Origin of the sequence: Shewanella sedimentimangrovi (assembly GCF_017354965.1) — a bacterium.
Taxonomy (GTDB): domain Bacteria; phylum Pseudomonadota; class Gammaproteobacteria; order Enterobacterales; family Shewanellaceae; genus Shewanella; species Shewanella cyperi.
Genome location: NZ_CP071502.1, coordinates 4,206,801 through 4,221,236 on the forward strand (window position 1 = coordinate 4,206,801; position 14,436 = coordinate 4,221,236).

Consider the following 14,436-nt stretch of genomic DNA (forward strand, 5'->3'; position numbering starts at 1 on the left):
GAGAACTCAATTTTTGTATTAACTGAATCCATCTCTAAGAGAGGGTCCAGTTTCTACTATCAGCTTTCCAAATTGTTAAAGAGCAACATCATCTTTCGATAATGCAGGTTTTAAGACAAACCTATCTGTGTGAACACTCAACAGTGCGACGCATCGCTTAGGTAAGGAGGTGATCCAGCCCCAGGTTCCCCTAGGGCTACCTTGTTACGACTTCACCCCAGTCATGAACCACAAAGTGGTGAGCGCCCCCCCGAAGGTTAAGCTACCCACTTCTTTTGCAGCCCACTCCCATGGTGTGACGGGCGGTGTGTACAAGGCCCGGGAACGTATTCACCGTGGCATTCTGATCCACGATTACTAGCGATTCCGACTTCATGGAGTCGAGTTGCAGACTCCAATCCGGACTACGACCAGCTTTATGGGATTAGCTCCACCTCGCGGCTTCGCAACCCTCTGTACTGACCATTGTAGCACGTGTGTAGCCCTACTCGTAAGGGCCATGATGACTTGACGTCGTCCCCACCTTCCTCCGGTTTATCACCGGCAGTCTCCCTAAAGTTCCCGGCATGACCCGCTGGCAAGTAAGGATAAGGGTTGCGCTCGTTGCGGGACTTAACCCAACATTTCACAACACGAGCTGACGACAGCCATGCAGCACCTGTCTCAGAGTTCCCGAAGGCACCAAGGCATCTCTGCCAAGTTCTCTGGATGTCAAGAGTAGGTAAGGTTCTTCGCGTTGCATCGAATTAAACCACATGCTCCACCGCTTGTGCGGGCCCCCGTCAATTCATTTGAGTTTTAACCTTGCGGCCGTACTCCCCAGGCGGTCTACTTAATGCGTTAGCTTGAGAGCCCAGTGTTCAAGACACCAAACTCCGAGTAGACATCGTTTACGGCGTGGACTACCAGGGTATCTAATCCTGTTTGCTCCCCACGCTTTCGTGCCTGAGCGTCAGTCTTTGTCCAGGGGGCCGCCTTCGCCACCGGTATTCCTCCAGATCTCTACGCATTTCACCGCTACACCTGGAATTCTACCCCCCTCTACAAGACTCTAGTTTGCCAGTTCGAAATGCAATTCCCAGGTTGAGCCCGGGGCTTTCACATCTCGCTTAACAAACCGCCTGCGCACGCTTTACGCCCAGTAATTCCGATTAACGCTTGCACCCTCCGTATTACCGCGGCTGCTGGCACGGAGTTAGCCGGTGCTTCTTCTGTGGGTAACGTCACAGCTATAGGGTATTAACCTACAACCTTTCCTCCCCACTGAAAGTGCTTTACAACCCGAAGGCCTTCTTCACACACGCGGCATGGCTGGATCAGGCTTGCGCCCATTGTCCAATATTCCCCACTGCTGCCTCCCGTAGGAGTCTGGGCCGTGTCTCAGTCCCAGTGTGGCTGATCATCCTCTCAGAACAGCTAGGGATCGTCGCCTTGGTGAGCCTTTACCTCACCAACTAGCTAATCCCACCTGGGCCTATCCATTCGCGCAAGGACCGAAGTTCCCCTGCTTTCCCCCGTAGGGCGTATGCGGTATTAGCAGTCGTTTCCAACTGTTATCCCCCTCGAATGGGCAAGTTCCCAGGCATTACTCACCCGTCCGCCGCTCGTCACCTCAGGAGCAAGCTCCCTTGTGTTACCGCTCGACTTGCATGTGTTAGGCCTGCCGCCAGCGTTCAATCTGAGCCATGATCAAACTCTTCAATTAAAAGTTTTGGTGTTTGGCTTACGCCAAACTGCTCAATGAATTCTGTCGATTTTGCAACTGTAAACAGTCGCAAACTGCATGTTTGCATGGACATCATTCACTGATGAATATCGTTGTCGATGTCATCAGCTCTGCGAGTGTCCACACAGATTTGCTTGTCTTAATAACTTGTTAAAGAACGGTGCCGCTTGGGCATCCCACCGAGTTCTCAGCGGGTCAGGGCTGCGTATTCTACAGAACCCCGTTTTCGCGTCAAGCTGTTTTTGCAAACTTTTTTTCGACGCTGCCGGAGCTTCACTCCGACCACTTTCACTTGCCGCCGCGCCTTGCGCTGCCTGCCGTGTCAGTGGATGCGCATTATAGGCAGCCGCGCTTTTTACGCAAGAGCTTTTTTACAGAAAACTGTCCGTTTCGAGTCGTACGTTCAATTCATGAACGAAAAGCACAAAAAAGGGGCATTTTGCCCCTTTTTACAACTTCCAACCCCTGTTAAGGTCCAAAGAACCGGGTTTCCTGCCGGGTCTCAACCTTGGCGTCATCCAGGCTGACTATCCTGATACTGATATCCGTCATGGTGCCGGACAGATTGACCGGGTCAACCGCAACACTGATGGGCAAGGTCATCACCTCACCGGCCTCTACGGTAACCTGTTGTTCACCATACCAACGGTAATCATTCAAACCTTCCACGCTCAACAGATAGTTATGCTTTTGCTCTGTCTTATTGAGGATTTTTAACGTAAAGGTGTTTTCAATCAATCCCTGGTTATTTTCGCGATACAGGGCATTACGATCTCTTATCACATCGATTCGCAATGGTGAAATGGTTGCGGCAGCATAGATGAACACCAGGATCATTATGCTCAGTACGACGCCATAACCCACCAGCTTGGGTCTCATGACCTTTTCTTGCTTGCCTTCGAGCTTGCTTTCGGTGGTGTAATTGATAAGACCTCTTGGATACCCCATACGGTCCATGGTCTGATCGCACGCATCAATACAGGCACCACAGTTGATGCATTCGTATTGCAACCCGTTCCTGATATCTATACCGGTAGGACAGACCTGCACACAGAGATCGCAGTCGATACAGTCACCCAACCCAAGCTCCTTGGGATCGGCCTTACGTGAACGAGGTCCCCGGGTTTCGCCACGTTTGACGTCGTATCCCACTATATAGGTGTTCTTGTCGAACATGGCAGCCTGGAACCTGGCGTAGGGACACATGTGGATGCACATGATTTCCCGCATCCAACCGGCATTGCCATAGGTAGCGAAGGTAAAAAAGATAACCCAGAAATAGACGGCACCACTGGCATTAAGCATCAGGACATCGGGATAAACTTCCCTTGAAGGCACAAAGTAAGACACGAAGGTCATGGCTGTAATGAAAGAGATCAACAGCCAAGCACTGTGCTTGGCTGTTTTACGCCACACCTTATCAAAGTCCCAGGGCATCTGGTCCATCTTGATGCGCTTGTTACGGGGGCCTTCAAGCTTTTCTTCAAACCAAATGAAAATAAAAGTCCACACGGTTTGCGGACAGGTAAAACCACACCAGACCCTGCCCAGGTAGGTAGTGACAAAAAACAAGGCAAAAGCGGCAATCATGAATAGCGCCGCCAATAAGGTCAGATCCTGTGGCCAGATGGTCAGGCCGAATACGTGAAATTTTTGCTCAGCCAAATTAAACCAGACGGCTTGCCGGTTCCCCCAGGGCAACCAGGGCAGCACCAGAAAAAACGCCATGGCCACCCAACCCAGCCTGCGCCTGAGTCTGGTCCACAAACCATCCACTGCCCGCACATAAATCTGGTTGCGGGGGTTAAAACGATCGGCTTTGGAAGCATCAGGCTGATGAATCTTGATTCTTTCGGCCTTGGAATAATCCTTTTGCTTGGATTCCTTATTCATATCTACAGCCTTTACTGCTTTATCATTGCTTACAAACTGGCATATTATACCCTCAATGTACCGCCTTATTCACTCGAATGGATCACAAGATGAAAGGATGGATAATCCTGGCGCTGGTCGCCGGAGGCCTTTATTACCTGTACACAGAGACAGATAAGCTGGATGAGCCGATAGCCCAAACCGAAGAGATATTAAAGAAAATCGAGCGCAAGCTGGATGCCATGACCAGTACCAGAGTCATTCGTGTCGACAGGAATATTGCTAAGCTTAAAAGCGAGCTGGCAGATAGGTTTACCCCCTCTGAACTGAGTGAATTTAACTCCGTACTATTTAACGAAGATTCCCTTAAAGACTTCAAGGAAGAATACTGTGGCTCTTCCAATGCCACCCATCCGATTTTCAGTAGCGAAAATTTGCTGTATTTGTGCGATCACCTGTAATAAAGACAATTTTCTCTGGCAAATAATTGCTCCTTTGGGCTACAACACCAAAGCCGTAGTTCTATTTTTGGCCATCATCAGGTAAGCCTATGACCACACAAATTTCTGATATTTTCGACCCGGAACTCTGGGCTCCCGTCGAAGGTTTTCAATTTGAAGACATCACCTATCACAGGGCCAAAGATCAGGGTACCGTTCGCATTGCCTTTAACCGGCCGGATTGCCTTAACGCCTTCCGCCCCAAGACAGTAGACGAGCTCTATACCGCCCTGGATCACGCCAGGCAATGGTCCGATGTAGGTTGCGTACTGCTGACGGGTAACGGTCCGTCGGCCAAGGGACAATACTCCTTCTCCTCCGGCGGCGATCAGCGTATTCGCGGCAAAGACGGTTATAAATACGAAGGTGCCGAACCCGGCAGTGCCGATGTGGCACGGATGGGGCGCTTACATATCCTCGAAGTACAACGACTGATCCGTTTTATGCCCAAGGTAGTGATAGCCGTTGTCCCCGGCTGGGCCGTCGGTGGTGGCCACAGTCTGCATGTAGTCTGTGACCTGACATTGGCCTCAAAAGAGCACGCGGTGTTCAAGCAGACCGATCCGGACGTGGCCAGCTTTGACTCTGGCTACGGCAGTGCTTATCTCGCCAAAATGGTGGGGCAAAAACGGGCCCGGGAAATATTTTTCCTTGGCTTCAATTACAGTGCCGAGGAGGCTGTTGCTATGGGCATGGTGAATCGCGCCATCCCCCATGCCGAGTTGGAGACCGAAGCACTGCGCTGGGCCAAAGAGATCAACTCCAAATCCCCAACCGCCATGCGCATGCTCAAGTACGGCTTTAACCTGCCGGACGATGGCTTGGTGGGTCAACAGCTGTTTGCCGGTGAAGCCACCCGCCTGGCCTATGGTACGGATGAGGCCCGTGAAGGCCGTGATGCCTTTTTGGAAAAGCGCGATCAGGATTATTCCCGCTTCCCCTGGCACTATTGATTGTCGAACTCTTTAATCAGAGCCACAAAAGACGCAGCTTAAAGCTGCGTCTTTTGTCTTAATCGGCTGCCTCGTTTACCTCAATTGAACAATTCTACTTTACACGCAAATGATAACGATTATCATCTATATCAAATCATCAATTGGGGATGCCACTGTGTTAAAGACCATGACCTTTGCCATGCTGCACTTTGGTGTGGCCTTCAGCATCACGTATTTGCTCACCGGCAGCCTGCTTATCGGTGGCGCCGTTGCCCTGATTGAGCCGACGATTAATACCGTGGTGTTTTACTTCCATGAAAAAGTCTGGAAGCGGATAGAATCCAACAGGGCTGTATTAAAACAACCTGGCTAAATGTTCGATAAATTTGGCAAGCTTTTAGCGAAGCCTATTAACCGACCACACTGCAAAAATCTCAACTGTTTCCAGAGTCAGTATCCCAATCCCATATTAATAACAGCTGCCTCCGATTGGGTGCCGGGACGAGTACCAGATAAGCGAAATCCGTTGGCCAAGTTCCCATCATGGCAGTCCAGCCTTTGTTGTATGCACTCCTTAAGCACTGTCTCCAACACTTCCGGATGCCAAGCATTAAACCAATCACCATGTAAAGACATTCCCCCCGGCGTAAACGGCGTAACCTCATATCTGTCTGAAGCTAAACGCCAGCCTCTGCTGCTGTTGGTCTCGGGGTCGGAGACTTCGGGTTTGACACCAAAAGCATAATGAAAACTGACCCTAATAATCGGCACCGGATGGCTTGCGGGGCAAACACTGCCCTGCGGGCCACCGGTATTGATAGGATATGCAAGGTGACTCTTGTGATCATAGGAGTCGAGATCCACGCCATTCCAGCAACTGGGGAAAAAGATATCCATCCTCAATCTATCCGGTTCCCGGCATTCGGGGATCCCGGTGCTCCAACGGGGATTTCCGGCATCAGTGGACTCCCATGACTGACAATGCCAGCGAACAACCGCACTGTCCTGCTCATTGCCGGGTTGCGCCATATGATTGCCGGCAACCATCTTCAATCCCAGAGGAATAGTTTGAATGGACTCAAGATCATCAACCCCTGCCGAATAATAAAATATCTCATGTGCCTCTTCGTCATTACCAACCACAGCGGGAACCACGTGCCAAGCAGGCTCCCCTTGCGCATCAAGCATTCGCTCTCCGGTTTGCAAGTCATAGCTTGGAGCCAGCAGCGCCGGGATCCAATAAGAGGAGCGATTGAGCTCGTTGCCCTGACAACTGGATTCCCCGCTTGTCAGCAGCAATCTTGTATCGGTGTTTTCATCCACCAGCGTATTGCCATAGAAGCGATGTAAGTGTCCTGCATTGGCTTGTCCGGGAAAGACTATCGGATCGTGGTAACCGGCGTGGGCAAAATCACAATTGATCCTGAAAATACCGCGCCAACTGTCTTCTGCAGCCAATGTTGGCTGTACCTCGGTCGCCACCAAATCAGCGTGCACACCGGTACCGGATCCACCAGAGAAGACGCTGCTGACACGCCATTGTGCAATAGCAACCTCGCTCCGCTTGCCATTGATATCCAAGCTCCAAACAAACAATTGATGTTCCTGCGGGCTCAATGGATACAGAAATAACGGACTGGAACAATCGGTAACATGGCCCCCGTCGAGTTGACACTCAAAGTTCACGGCATCGTCGGCAACAAACTCAAACTTTGCGAAAGCCTCCTGGGTGACTGACTCAGGTTTAAGTTTAAAGGTTGGAGCCGCCGGTGATGCTGAATCCAATGAAGGCGAATTATCCTCTGATGACCCGCAACCGCTCAGCGTGAGGGTAAGAACACTAATAAAGACAAACAGTGACTTATTCATGATCTATCCCCGCTTACAATGCCAGTGACCGCCATGCTGCCGACAAGGTTTTCCAGCAGCAGGCCTCGAATGGATAATTAAGATATCGGGCGCATCGTGTTCTACCACTATGTCAACATCGGAATAAAAGCGCTTTGGTTGTGGATGGGAATGCTGTGCACACCCCATCAACAAAAGGGACAAGAGGCCCATTAACCCCAAATACTTGCCAGCCATAGGATCCACCATTCTGTGTCAAAAGGTTAACTGCATCTTAGTGGCTGGGATGTAAAGTTCCGTCAACCCTGTGCAAAGGTTGAGTAAAAGTGCACAAAGCTACGAATAAAGGCTGCGGATTAAGGTGGGCAAAAACAAAAACCTCCCCGAAGGGAGGTTTATTTTTTGCCCGTGTTATTCGACGGTCACTGACTTGGCAAGGTTACGTGGCTGGTCCACATCCGTGCCTTTAATCAGCGCCACATGGTAGGACAGCAACTGCAAGGGGATGGTGTATATCAGCGGCGCCATAAACTCATCGCAGTGGGGCACGGGAATCACCTTCATGGTGTCGTCGGATTGGAACTCAGCATCCTTGTCGGCGAACACATACATCAAGCCACCACGGGCGCGCACTTCCTCGACGTTGGATTTGAGTTTTTCCAACAGCTCGTTATTGGGCGCCACCACTATTACAGGCATATCGGCATCGATCAGTGCCAGAGGGCCGTGCTTCAGCTCGCCCGAGGCATAGGCTTCGGCATGGATGTAAGAGATCTCTTTTAGCTTGAGTGCTCCCTCCATGGCGATGGGATATTGATCTCCGCGACCGAGGAACAAAGCGTGATGCTTGTCGGCAAAGTCTTCCGCCAATTGGGCAATGGCATCATCCAGCCCCAGAGCCTGTTCGACCTTGGCCGGCATGGATTGCAAACTTTGAGCTATGGCCGCTTGCAGTTCAGGGCTCATGCCATTGTGACGACCGAGCACGGCGGTCAACATCAGTAAACCGGCCAGCTGCACGGTAAAGGCCTTGGTGGAAGCCACACCGATTTCGGCACCGGCCTTCATCATGTAGGCCATATCCGATTCACGTACCAGGGAAGAACCCGGCGCATTACAAATGGTCAGGGTCGCCTTATAACCCATTTCCTTGGCCAGACGCATGGCCGCCAGGGTATCGGCGGTTTCACCGGACTGGGAAATGGTCACCAGCAGGCTGTTGGGGAACAGATGCGACTTGCGATAACGGAACTCGGAGGCTATTTCCACATTACAGGATACTCCGGCCCACTGTTCCAGCCAGTAACGGGCCGCCATGCCCGCATGGTAACTGGTACCGCAGGCGATGATCTGTACATGTTTGATATCTTTCAGGAAGGTTTCTGCCTTCTCGCCAAAGGCGCTGTCCAGCACCTGACGATTGGCGATGCGCCCTTCGAGGGTCCGGGTCAATGCCAGCGGCTGCTCGTAGATTTCCTTGAGCATATAGTGGCGGTATTCGCCCTTATCACCGGCATCATGGGTGATTTCCGATTCCTTGGCTTCACGCTCGACCGGATTACCCAGGCTGTCGAAAATACTGACCGAACGGCGGGTCACTTCGGCCACATCCCCTTCCTCGAGGAAGGCGAAGGTGCGGGTCACGGGCAAGAGTGCCAGCTGATCCGAGGCCACAAAGTTTTCGCCCAGCCCAAAACCTATCACCAGCGGGCTGCCGCTGCGGGCAACGACCAGGCGCTCAGGGTCGCGACGGTCAATCACCACAGTGCCGTAGGCGCCTTCGAGCTGCTTCACCGTGGCCTGAACCGCTGCCAACAGGGTGTCTTGGCTCTTGAGTTCATGATGAACCAGATGGCAAATCACTTCGGTGTCGGTATCCGAGCTGAAGCTATAACCCAGCCCCTTGAGCATCTCGCGCAGTTTGCCATGGTTTTCAATGATGCCATTGTGCACCACGGCGATGTCGCCTTCGGACAGATGTGGGTGGGCATTACGCTCACTGGGTTCACCGTGGGTTGCCCAGCGTGTGTGTGCGATACCCGTGCCGCCGCTCAAGGGCGCGGCAGCCAGAGCGTCTGCCAGTTCCTGCACCTTGCCTACCCGGCGGGTACGGTTCAATTCAGCATTATTGATTACCGCCATACCGGCAGAGTCATAACCACGATATTCCAGACGACGCAGGCCCTCGAGCAAAATTTCGGCCACGTCCCTTTGCGCTACGGCGCCAACGATTCCACACATGCTTGTATTTTCCGTAAGGTCTAAAAAAACAGTTACTGGACGTCTGCCAGATACACCTTCACTCCATAGGTCTCTATGGTGGCCACTGCCTCTTTGGGCAATAGGTTGTCTGTGACCACTGCGCTGACCTGGCTCCAGGGCAACTCGAGATTGGGAATGCGTCGGCCTATCTTGTCGGACTCCAGCATGACAATAACCTCCCGCGACACCTCGGCCATCACACGTGACAGGCCAACAAGTTCGTTGAAGGTAGTGGTGCCGCGGCTCAGGTCTATGCCATCGGCACCGATAAAGAGTTGATCGAAATCGTAAGAGCGCAGCACCTGTTCGGCCACCAGCCCTTGAAAGCTTTCGGAATGGGGATCCCAGGTGCCGCCGGTCATCAGCAGCGTCGGTTCCTGCTCCAATTCGTGAATGGCATTAGCCAGCTGTAAGGAATTGGTCATCACCACCAAGCCGCGACGATTGGCTAGCTCAGGGATAAGCCCCAGTGTGGTGCTGCCATAGTCGATGATGATGCGGTTATGGTCCCGGATAAGCTTGGCGGCCTCTTTGGCTATAGCGAGCTTAGCCGGCGAAATAGCGACCGCCTGGGCGTTCAGCTCCTGGGGCAAAGGTACGGCGCCACCATAACGACGAAACAGCAGCCCAGCTTTTTCCAGCTCGGCCAAGTCCTTGCGAATAGTCACTTCGGAGGTGGCAAACTCGCTTGCCAGCTGGTCGACATTCACCTCACCCTGGGCATTCAGAAGTTCGATAATGCTGCGGCGGCGCTGCTGAGTGTTGCGTTTTGTCATCCATTCTTTCGCATAAGTTTCGAAACGAAAGAAATTATATACAAACGAAACAGGAATACCAGTCAAACAAGATAAAATTCTGTTCCGGTAAATGGACACCCCGAAAGGAAGGCACAAATGAAAAGCGACGCCTTGGCGTCGCTTTTCTATCGGTTATTTAGGCTTCTTCACCGGCCGCTGCCAACCTTCTATATGGCGTTGCTTCACCCGGGTGATCACCAGTTCATTCTCACCCACTTCCCGGGTAATGGTAGAACCGGCACCCAGGGTCGCGCCCTTGCGGATCACCACAGGAGCCACCAACTGGGTATCGCTGCCGACAAACACATCATCTTCGATGACGGTCAGATGCTTGTTGGCGCCATCGTAGTTACAGGTGATGGTTCCAGCGCCTATGTTTACCCCTTTACCTATTTCGGCATCGCCGAGATAGGCCAGGTGTCCTGCCTTGGAGCCTTCGCCCAATACCGCCTTTTTCATCTCAACAAAGTTACCTATGTGAGCGTCTTTATGCAGCTCGGCGCCGGGACGCAGTCGTGCAAATGGGCCGGCGCTGGCGGCATCGCCGAGCTTGGCACCTTCGATGATGCTGTAGGGTTTAATTTCGGCGTTGTCGGCAATGTCACAGTCAATAAGAATGGCACCGGCCCCAATAGTGACGTTATTGCCAAGCTTGACCTTGCCTTCAAAGATCACATTGACGTCTATCATTACGTCCATACCCACGCTGACATCACCGCGGATATCGATGCGGGCGGGATCGCGAAGGTTGGCGCCGGCAAGCATCAGCTCCTCTGCGCGGCGGGCCTGATAGGCGCGCTCCAATGCCGCCAGCTGCACCCTGTTGTTGGCGCCTTCGGTCTCTATGGGATTGGCGGGATGGGCGGTATCAATGGCGATGCCATCGGCGTGGGCCATGGCAATAATGTCGGTCAGGTAAAACTCGCCCTGGGCGTTGTTGTTCTCAAGTCTGCCCAACCAGGATTTCAACTTTTTGCCCGGCACGGCCATGATGCCACTGTTGATCTCGGTGATCATAAGCTGCTCTGGGCTGGCATCTTTCTGCTCAACTATACCGACGACCTTGCCACCTTCACGCACCATGCGGCCATAGCCGGTGGGATTGTCCAGATGCACGGTCAGCACTGCCACCCCGTCAGGTTGACGTGCTGCCAACAGGGCTTCGAGGGTTTCTTTGCGGGTGAGCGGCACATCGCCGTAGAGCACCAGCACAGTGTCATTATCATCAATGTGTGGAATGGCCTGGGCCACGGCATGCCCCGTACCCAGCTGCTCGGCCTGGAGCACGAAATTCAGTGGCTGCGCACCGAGTTTGGTTCTCAGGAGTTCACCACCATAACCGTAGACCAGATTAATCTTATCGGCGTTGAGCTCACGGGCCGTGTCTATCACATGCTGCACCATGGGCTTATGGGCAACGCTGTGCAGTACCTTGGGCAAATCGGAACGCATCCGGGTACCTTTCCCGGCTGCGAGAATAACAACATTGAGTGACATGCAGGTTTCCTTCTCACTAAGCTGGCGCAAGTGTACCTGAGACAAGGAAAAAAATCAGTCATTCAGAAGCAGCACTCTGTCTCGAAGGTTGTCTACATCAAGCCATGGAACTGATTGCAGTAAATAGAGTTGCATGCAGCCATCGGCATACAGCTAAAAGAAGCAATAAAAAAGGCGCCCCCGGGGCGCCTTTTTTGGACACATTCACCTTATCTGGCAATGTTCTTCTTGATGGTTTCAACCACGCGCAGTTGCGCGATGGCCTTGGCCAGCTCAATGGCGGCTGCGGCATAGTTGAAATCGGCACCAGCGTCAGCCATGTGGGCTTCCGCACGGCGTTTGGCTTCCAGAGCCGCCTGTTCATCAATGTCTTCGGCACGCAAAGCCACATCAGCCAACACAGACACAGAATTGGGTTGTACTTCCAGCAGACCGCCGGACAGGTAAAACACCTCTTCTTTACCATGCTGCTTAACGATGCGCACCATGCCAGGTTTGATAAAGGTCAGCAGCGGGGCGTGACCGGGCATGATACCCAGTTCACCTTCACCACCGGTCACTTGCAGATGTTCTACCAGACCGGAAAAAATGCGTGTTTCCGCGCTTACGATATCAAGATGTACTGTCATGGCCATAGCGTTCTCCATTTAAGACTCAGGCTGGGGCCCGATTACTTTTTGTTGGCTTTCTCAACGGCTTCGTCGATTGAACCAACCATGTAGAACGCCTGCTCTGGAATGTGGTCAAACTCACCTTCCAGAATACCCTTGAAGCCACGAATGGTGTCTTTCAGGGATACGTACTTACCAGGTGAACCGGTGAACACTTCCGCAACGTGGAATGGCTGGGACAGGAAACGCTCGATCTTACGGGCGCGTGACACAGTCATCTTGTCGTCGTCAGACAGTTCGTCCATACCCAGGATGGCGATGATGTCCTTCAGCTCTTTGTAACGCTGCAGAACGTTCTGTACGCCGTTAGCCACATCGTAGTGCTCCTGGCCAACAACCAGAGGATCCAACTGACGAGAGGTGGAATCCAGTGGGTCAACCGCTGGGTAAATACCCAGAGAAGCGATTTGACGTGACAGTACCACGGTCGCATCCAAGTGGGCGAAGGTGGTGGCTGGGCTTGGGTCGGTCAAGTCGTCCGCAGGTACGTATACGGCCTGTACCGAGGTGATAGAACCAGTCTTGGTTGAAGTGATACGTTCTTGCAGAACGCCCATCTCTTCAGCCAGAGTAGGCTGGTAACCCACGGCAGAAGGCATACGACCCAGCAGAGCTGATACTTCGGTACCGGCCAGGGTGTAACGGTAGATGTTGTCTACGAACAACAGTACGTCTTTACCCTCGTCACGGAACTTCTCGGCCATGGTCAGACCGGTCAGGGCCACACGCAGACGGTTTCCTGGTGGCTCGTTCATCTGACCGTACACCATGGCTACCTTGTCCAGAACGCCTGATTCTTCCATCTCGTAGTAGAAGTCGTTACCTTCACGGGTACGCTCACCTACACCGGCGAATACAGACAGACCTGAGTGGGCCTTGGCGATGTTGTTGATCAGTTCCATCATGTTAACTGTCTTACCAACGCCCGCACCACCGAACAGACCTACTTTACCACCCTTGGCGAATGGACATACCAGGTCGATAACCTTGATACCGGTTTCCAGCAGTTCTGTAGTGTTCGATTGATCTTCGTATGAAGGGGCTTCACGGTGAATGATGTAACGCTCATCTTCACCGATTGGGCCCGCTTCATCCACAGGCTCACCCAGAACGTTCATGATACGGCCCAGAGTGGCCTTACCAACAGGAACGGAAATAGGTGCACCTGAGTTTACAACCTCGATACCACGACGCAGACCATCTGAAGAACCCATGGCGATGGTACGAACCACACCGCCACCGAGCTGTTGCTGAACTTCCAGCACCAGGCCGTTACAGGTGCCTTCACCTGTGATCTTCAGAGCGTCATATACCTGAGGTACGGCATCTTGTGGAAACTCTACGTCCACAACCGCGCCAATTACTTGGACAACAGTACCTGTGCTCATGATTAATCCTCTAAAACTTGTATTCGTTACCTAAGCCTTAAACCGCTGCGGCGCCTGACACAATTTCCGACAGTTCCTGCGTAATCGCAGCCTGACGGGCCTTGTTGTACACCAGTTGCAGATCGTCAATCAGCGTACCGGCGTTGTCGGTCGCGGCCTTCATTGCCACCATACGGGCAGCTTGTTCGGACGCGATGTTTTCCACAACACCTTGGTACACCTGGGATTCCACATAACGTACCAGCAAGGTTTCCAAAAGGTCCTTCGGATCCTGCTCATAGATGTAGTCCCAGTGATGAGCGACGTCATCATCCTCGGATTTTGGCAAAGGTAGCAGCTGCTCGATCACGGGCGTCTGGGTCATGGTGTTCACAAACTTGTTGAATACCACGTACAGACGATCCAGCTTGCCTTCGTTGTAAGCCTGCAGCATCACGCGTACGGTCCCGATCAGGTCAGCGAGCTTGGGAGCATCGCCAAGACCTGAGGCGTGGGCCGATACCTGACCGCCAAAGGCTTTGAAAAACTGCACAGAGCGGGCACCGATGGGGCAAAACTCCACATCAACACCTTGCTGTTTCCAGTTTTTCACGTCTGCGACAACCCGCTTGAACAGGTTGACGTTCAGACCACCACAAAGGCCACGGTCTGAGGCTACTACTATGTAGCCCACCCGTTTGGCCTCTCTCACCTCCAAATAGGGGTGTTTGTATTCGAGAGAACCCAGGGCAACGTGACCGATCACCTTACGCATGCTTTCCGCGTATGGACGGCTGGCAGCCATGCGATCCTGCGCTCTGCGCATTTTGCTGGCGGCCACCATTTCCATGGCGGACGTGATCTTCTGAGTGTTTTTCACACTCGCGATCTTGGTTTTAATCTCTTTTGCGCCGGCCATCTCTACTCTCCAATCTGGACCTGAGGTGCCTTAAGACACCTC

At 52.6% G+C, this 14,436-nt stretch carries 11 protein-coding genes and 1 rRNA gene; 3 read left to right on the forward strand and 9 right to left on the reverse strand.

Going from position 1 to position 14,436, the window contains the following annotated elements:
• Positions 1 to 162 precede the first annotated feature (162 nt).
• Together JYB85_RS18770 and ccoG are read right to left on the reverse strand one after the other, a co-directional pair.
• Positions 163 to 1,705: ribosomal RNA gene (locus JYB85_RS18770) — 16S ribosomal RNA — on the reverse strand.
• A 489-nt stretch (positions 1,706 to 2,194) separates the two neighbouring features.
• Complete coding sequence (ccoG, locus tag JYB85_RS18775; protein ID WP_207380508.1) at positions 2,195 to 3,619, reverse strand: cytochrome c oxidase accessory protein CcoG; 1,425 nt, start codon at positions 3,617 to 3,619, stop codon at positions 2,195 to 2,197.
• Positions 3,620 to 3,708: 89 nt separating this feature from the next.
• Here ccoG and JYB85_RS18780 point away from each other — a divergent pair, with 89 nt between their 5' ends.
• From JYB85_RS18780 to JYB85_RS18790, 3 genes are all read left to right on the forward strand, one after another.
• On the forward strand, positions 3,709 to 4,059 hold the full coding sequence (locus tag JYB85_RS18780) for a hypothetical protein (RefSeq protein WP_207380509.1): 351 nt from the start codon (positions 3,709 to 3,711) through the stop codon (positions 4,057 to 4,059).
• Positions 4,060 to 4,148: 89 nt separating this feature from the next.
• Positions 4,149 to 5,051: a 1,4-dihydroxy-2-naphthoyl-CoA synthase gene (locus JYB85_RS18785; RefSeq protein ID WP_207325051.1), complete on the forward strand. Its 903-nt coding sequence runs from the start codon at positions 4,149 to 4,151 to the stop codon at positions 5,049 to 5,051.
• A gap of 157 nt (positions 5,052 to 5,208) precedes the next feature.
• Positions 5,209 to 5,406, forward strand: coding sequence for a DUF2061 domain-containing protein (locus JYB85_RS18790; protein ID WP_207321419.1), 198 nt, complete (start codon positions 5,209 to 5,211; stop codon positions 5,404 to 5,406).
• A gap of 77 nt (positions 5,407 to 5,483) precedes the next feature.
• Here JYB85_RS18790 and JYB85_RS18795 read toward each other — a convergent pair whose 3' ends face one another.
• The 7 genes from JYB85_RS18795 to atpG form a co-directional block, all read right to left on the reverse strand.
• Positions 5,484 to 6,902, reverse strand: coding sequence for a DUF1996 domain-containing protein (locus JYB85_RS18795; RefSeq protein WP_228730166.1), 1,419 nt, complete (start codon positions 6,900 to 6,902; stop codon positions 5,484 to 5,486).
• 390 nt (positions 6,903 to 7,292) lie between these two features.
• Positions 7,293 to 9,122: a glutamine--fructose-6-phosphate transaminase (isomerizing) gene (gene glmS, locus JYB85_RS18800; RefSeq protein ID WP_207380510.1), complete on the reverse strand. Its 1,830-nt coding sequence runs from the start codon at positions 9,120 to 9,122 to the stop codon at positions 7,293 to 7,295.
• A 32-nt stretch (positions 9,123 to 9,154) separates the two neighbouring features.
• A complete protein-coding gene (locus tag JYB85_RS18805; protein ID WP_207380511.1) occupies positions 9,155 to 9,919 on the reverse strand; it encodes a DeoR/GlpR family DNA-binding transcription regulator in 765 nt (254 codons plus the stop codon).
• A gap of 153 nt (positions 9,920 to 10,072) precedes the next feature.
• A complete protein-coding gene (glmU, locus tag JYB85_RS18810; protein ID WP_207380512.1) occupies positions 10,073 to 11,437 on the reverse strand; it encodes a bifunctional UDP-N-acetylglucosamine diphosphorylase/glucosamine-1-phosphate N-acetyltransferase GlmU in 1,365 nt (454 codons plus the stop codon).
• Positions 11,438 to 11,646: 209 nt separating this feature from the next.
• The gene (locus JYB85_RS18815) at positions 11,647 to 12,072 is read right to left on the reverse strand and encodes a F0F1 ATP synthase subunit epsilon (protein ID WP_207321425.1); all 426 of its coding nucleotides are present in this window, start codon (positions 12,070 to 12,072) and stop codon (positions 11,647 to 11,649) included.
• A gap of 35 nt (positions 12,073 to 12,107) precedes the next feature.
• Positions 12,108 to 13,496: a F0F1 ATP synthase subunit beta gene (gene atpD / locus JYB85_RS18820; protein WP_207380513.1), complete on the reverse strand. Its 1,389-nt coding sequence runs from the start codon at positions 13,494 to 13,496 to the stop codon at positions 12,108 to 12,110.
• Between the two features lie 37 nt (positions 13,497 to 13,533).
• Complete coding sequence (gene atpG, locus JYB85_RS18825; protein WP_207380514.1) at positions 13,534 to 14,394, reverse strand: F0F1 ATP synthase subunit gamma; 861 nt, start codon at positions 14,392 to 14,394, stop codon at positions 13,534 to 13,536.
• Positions 14,395 to 14,436 lie beyond the last annotated feature (42 nt).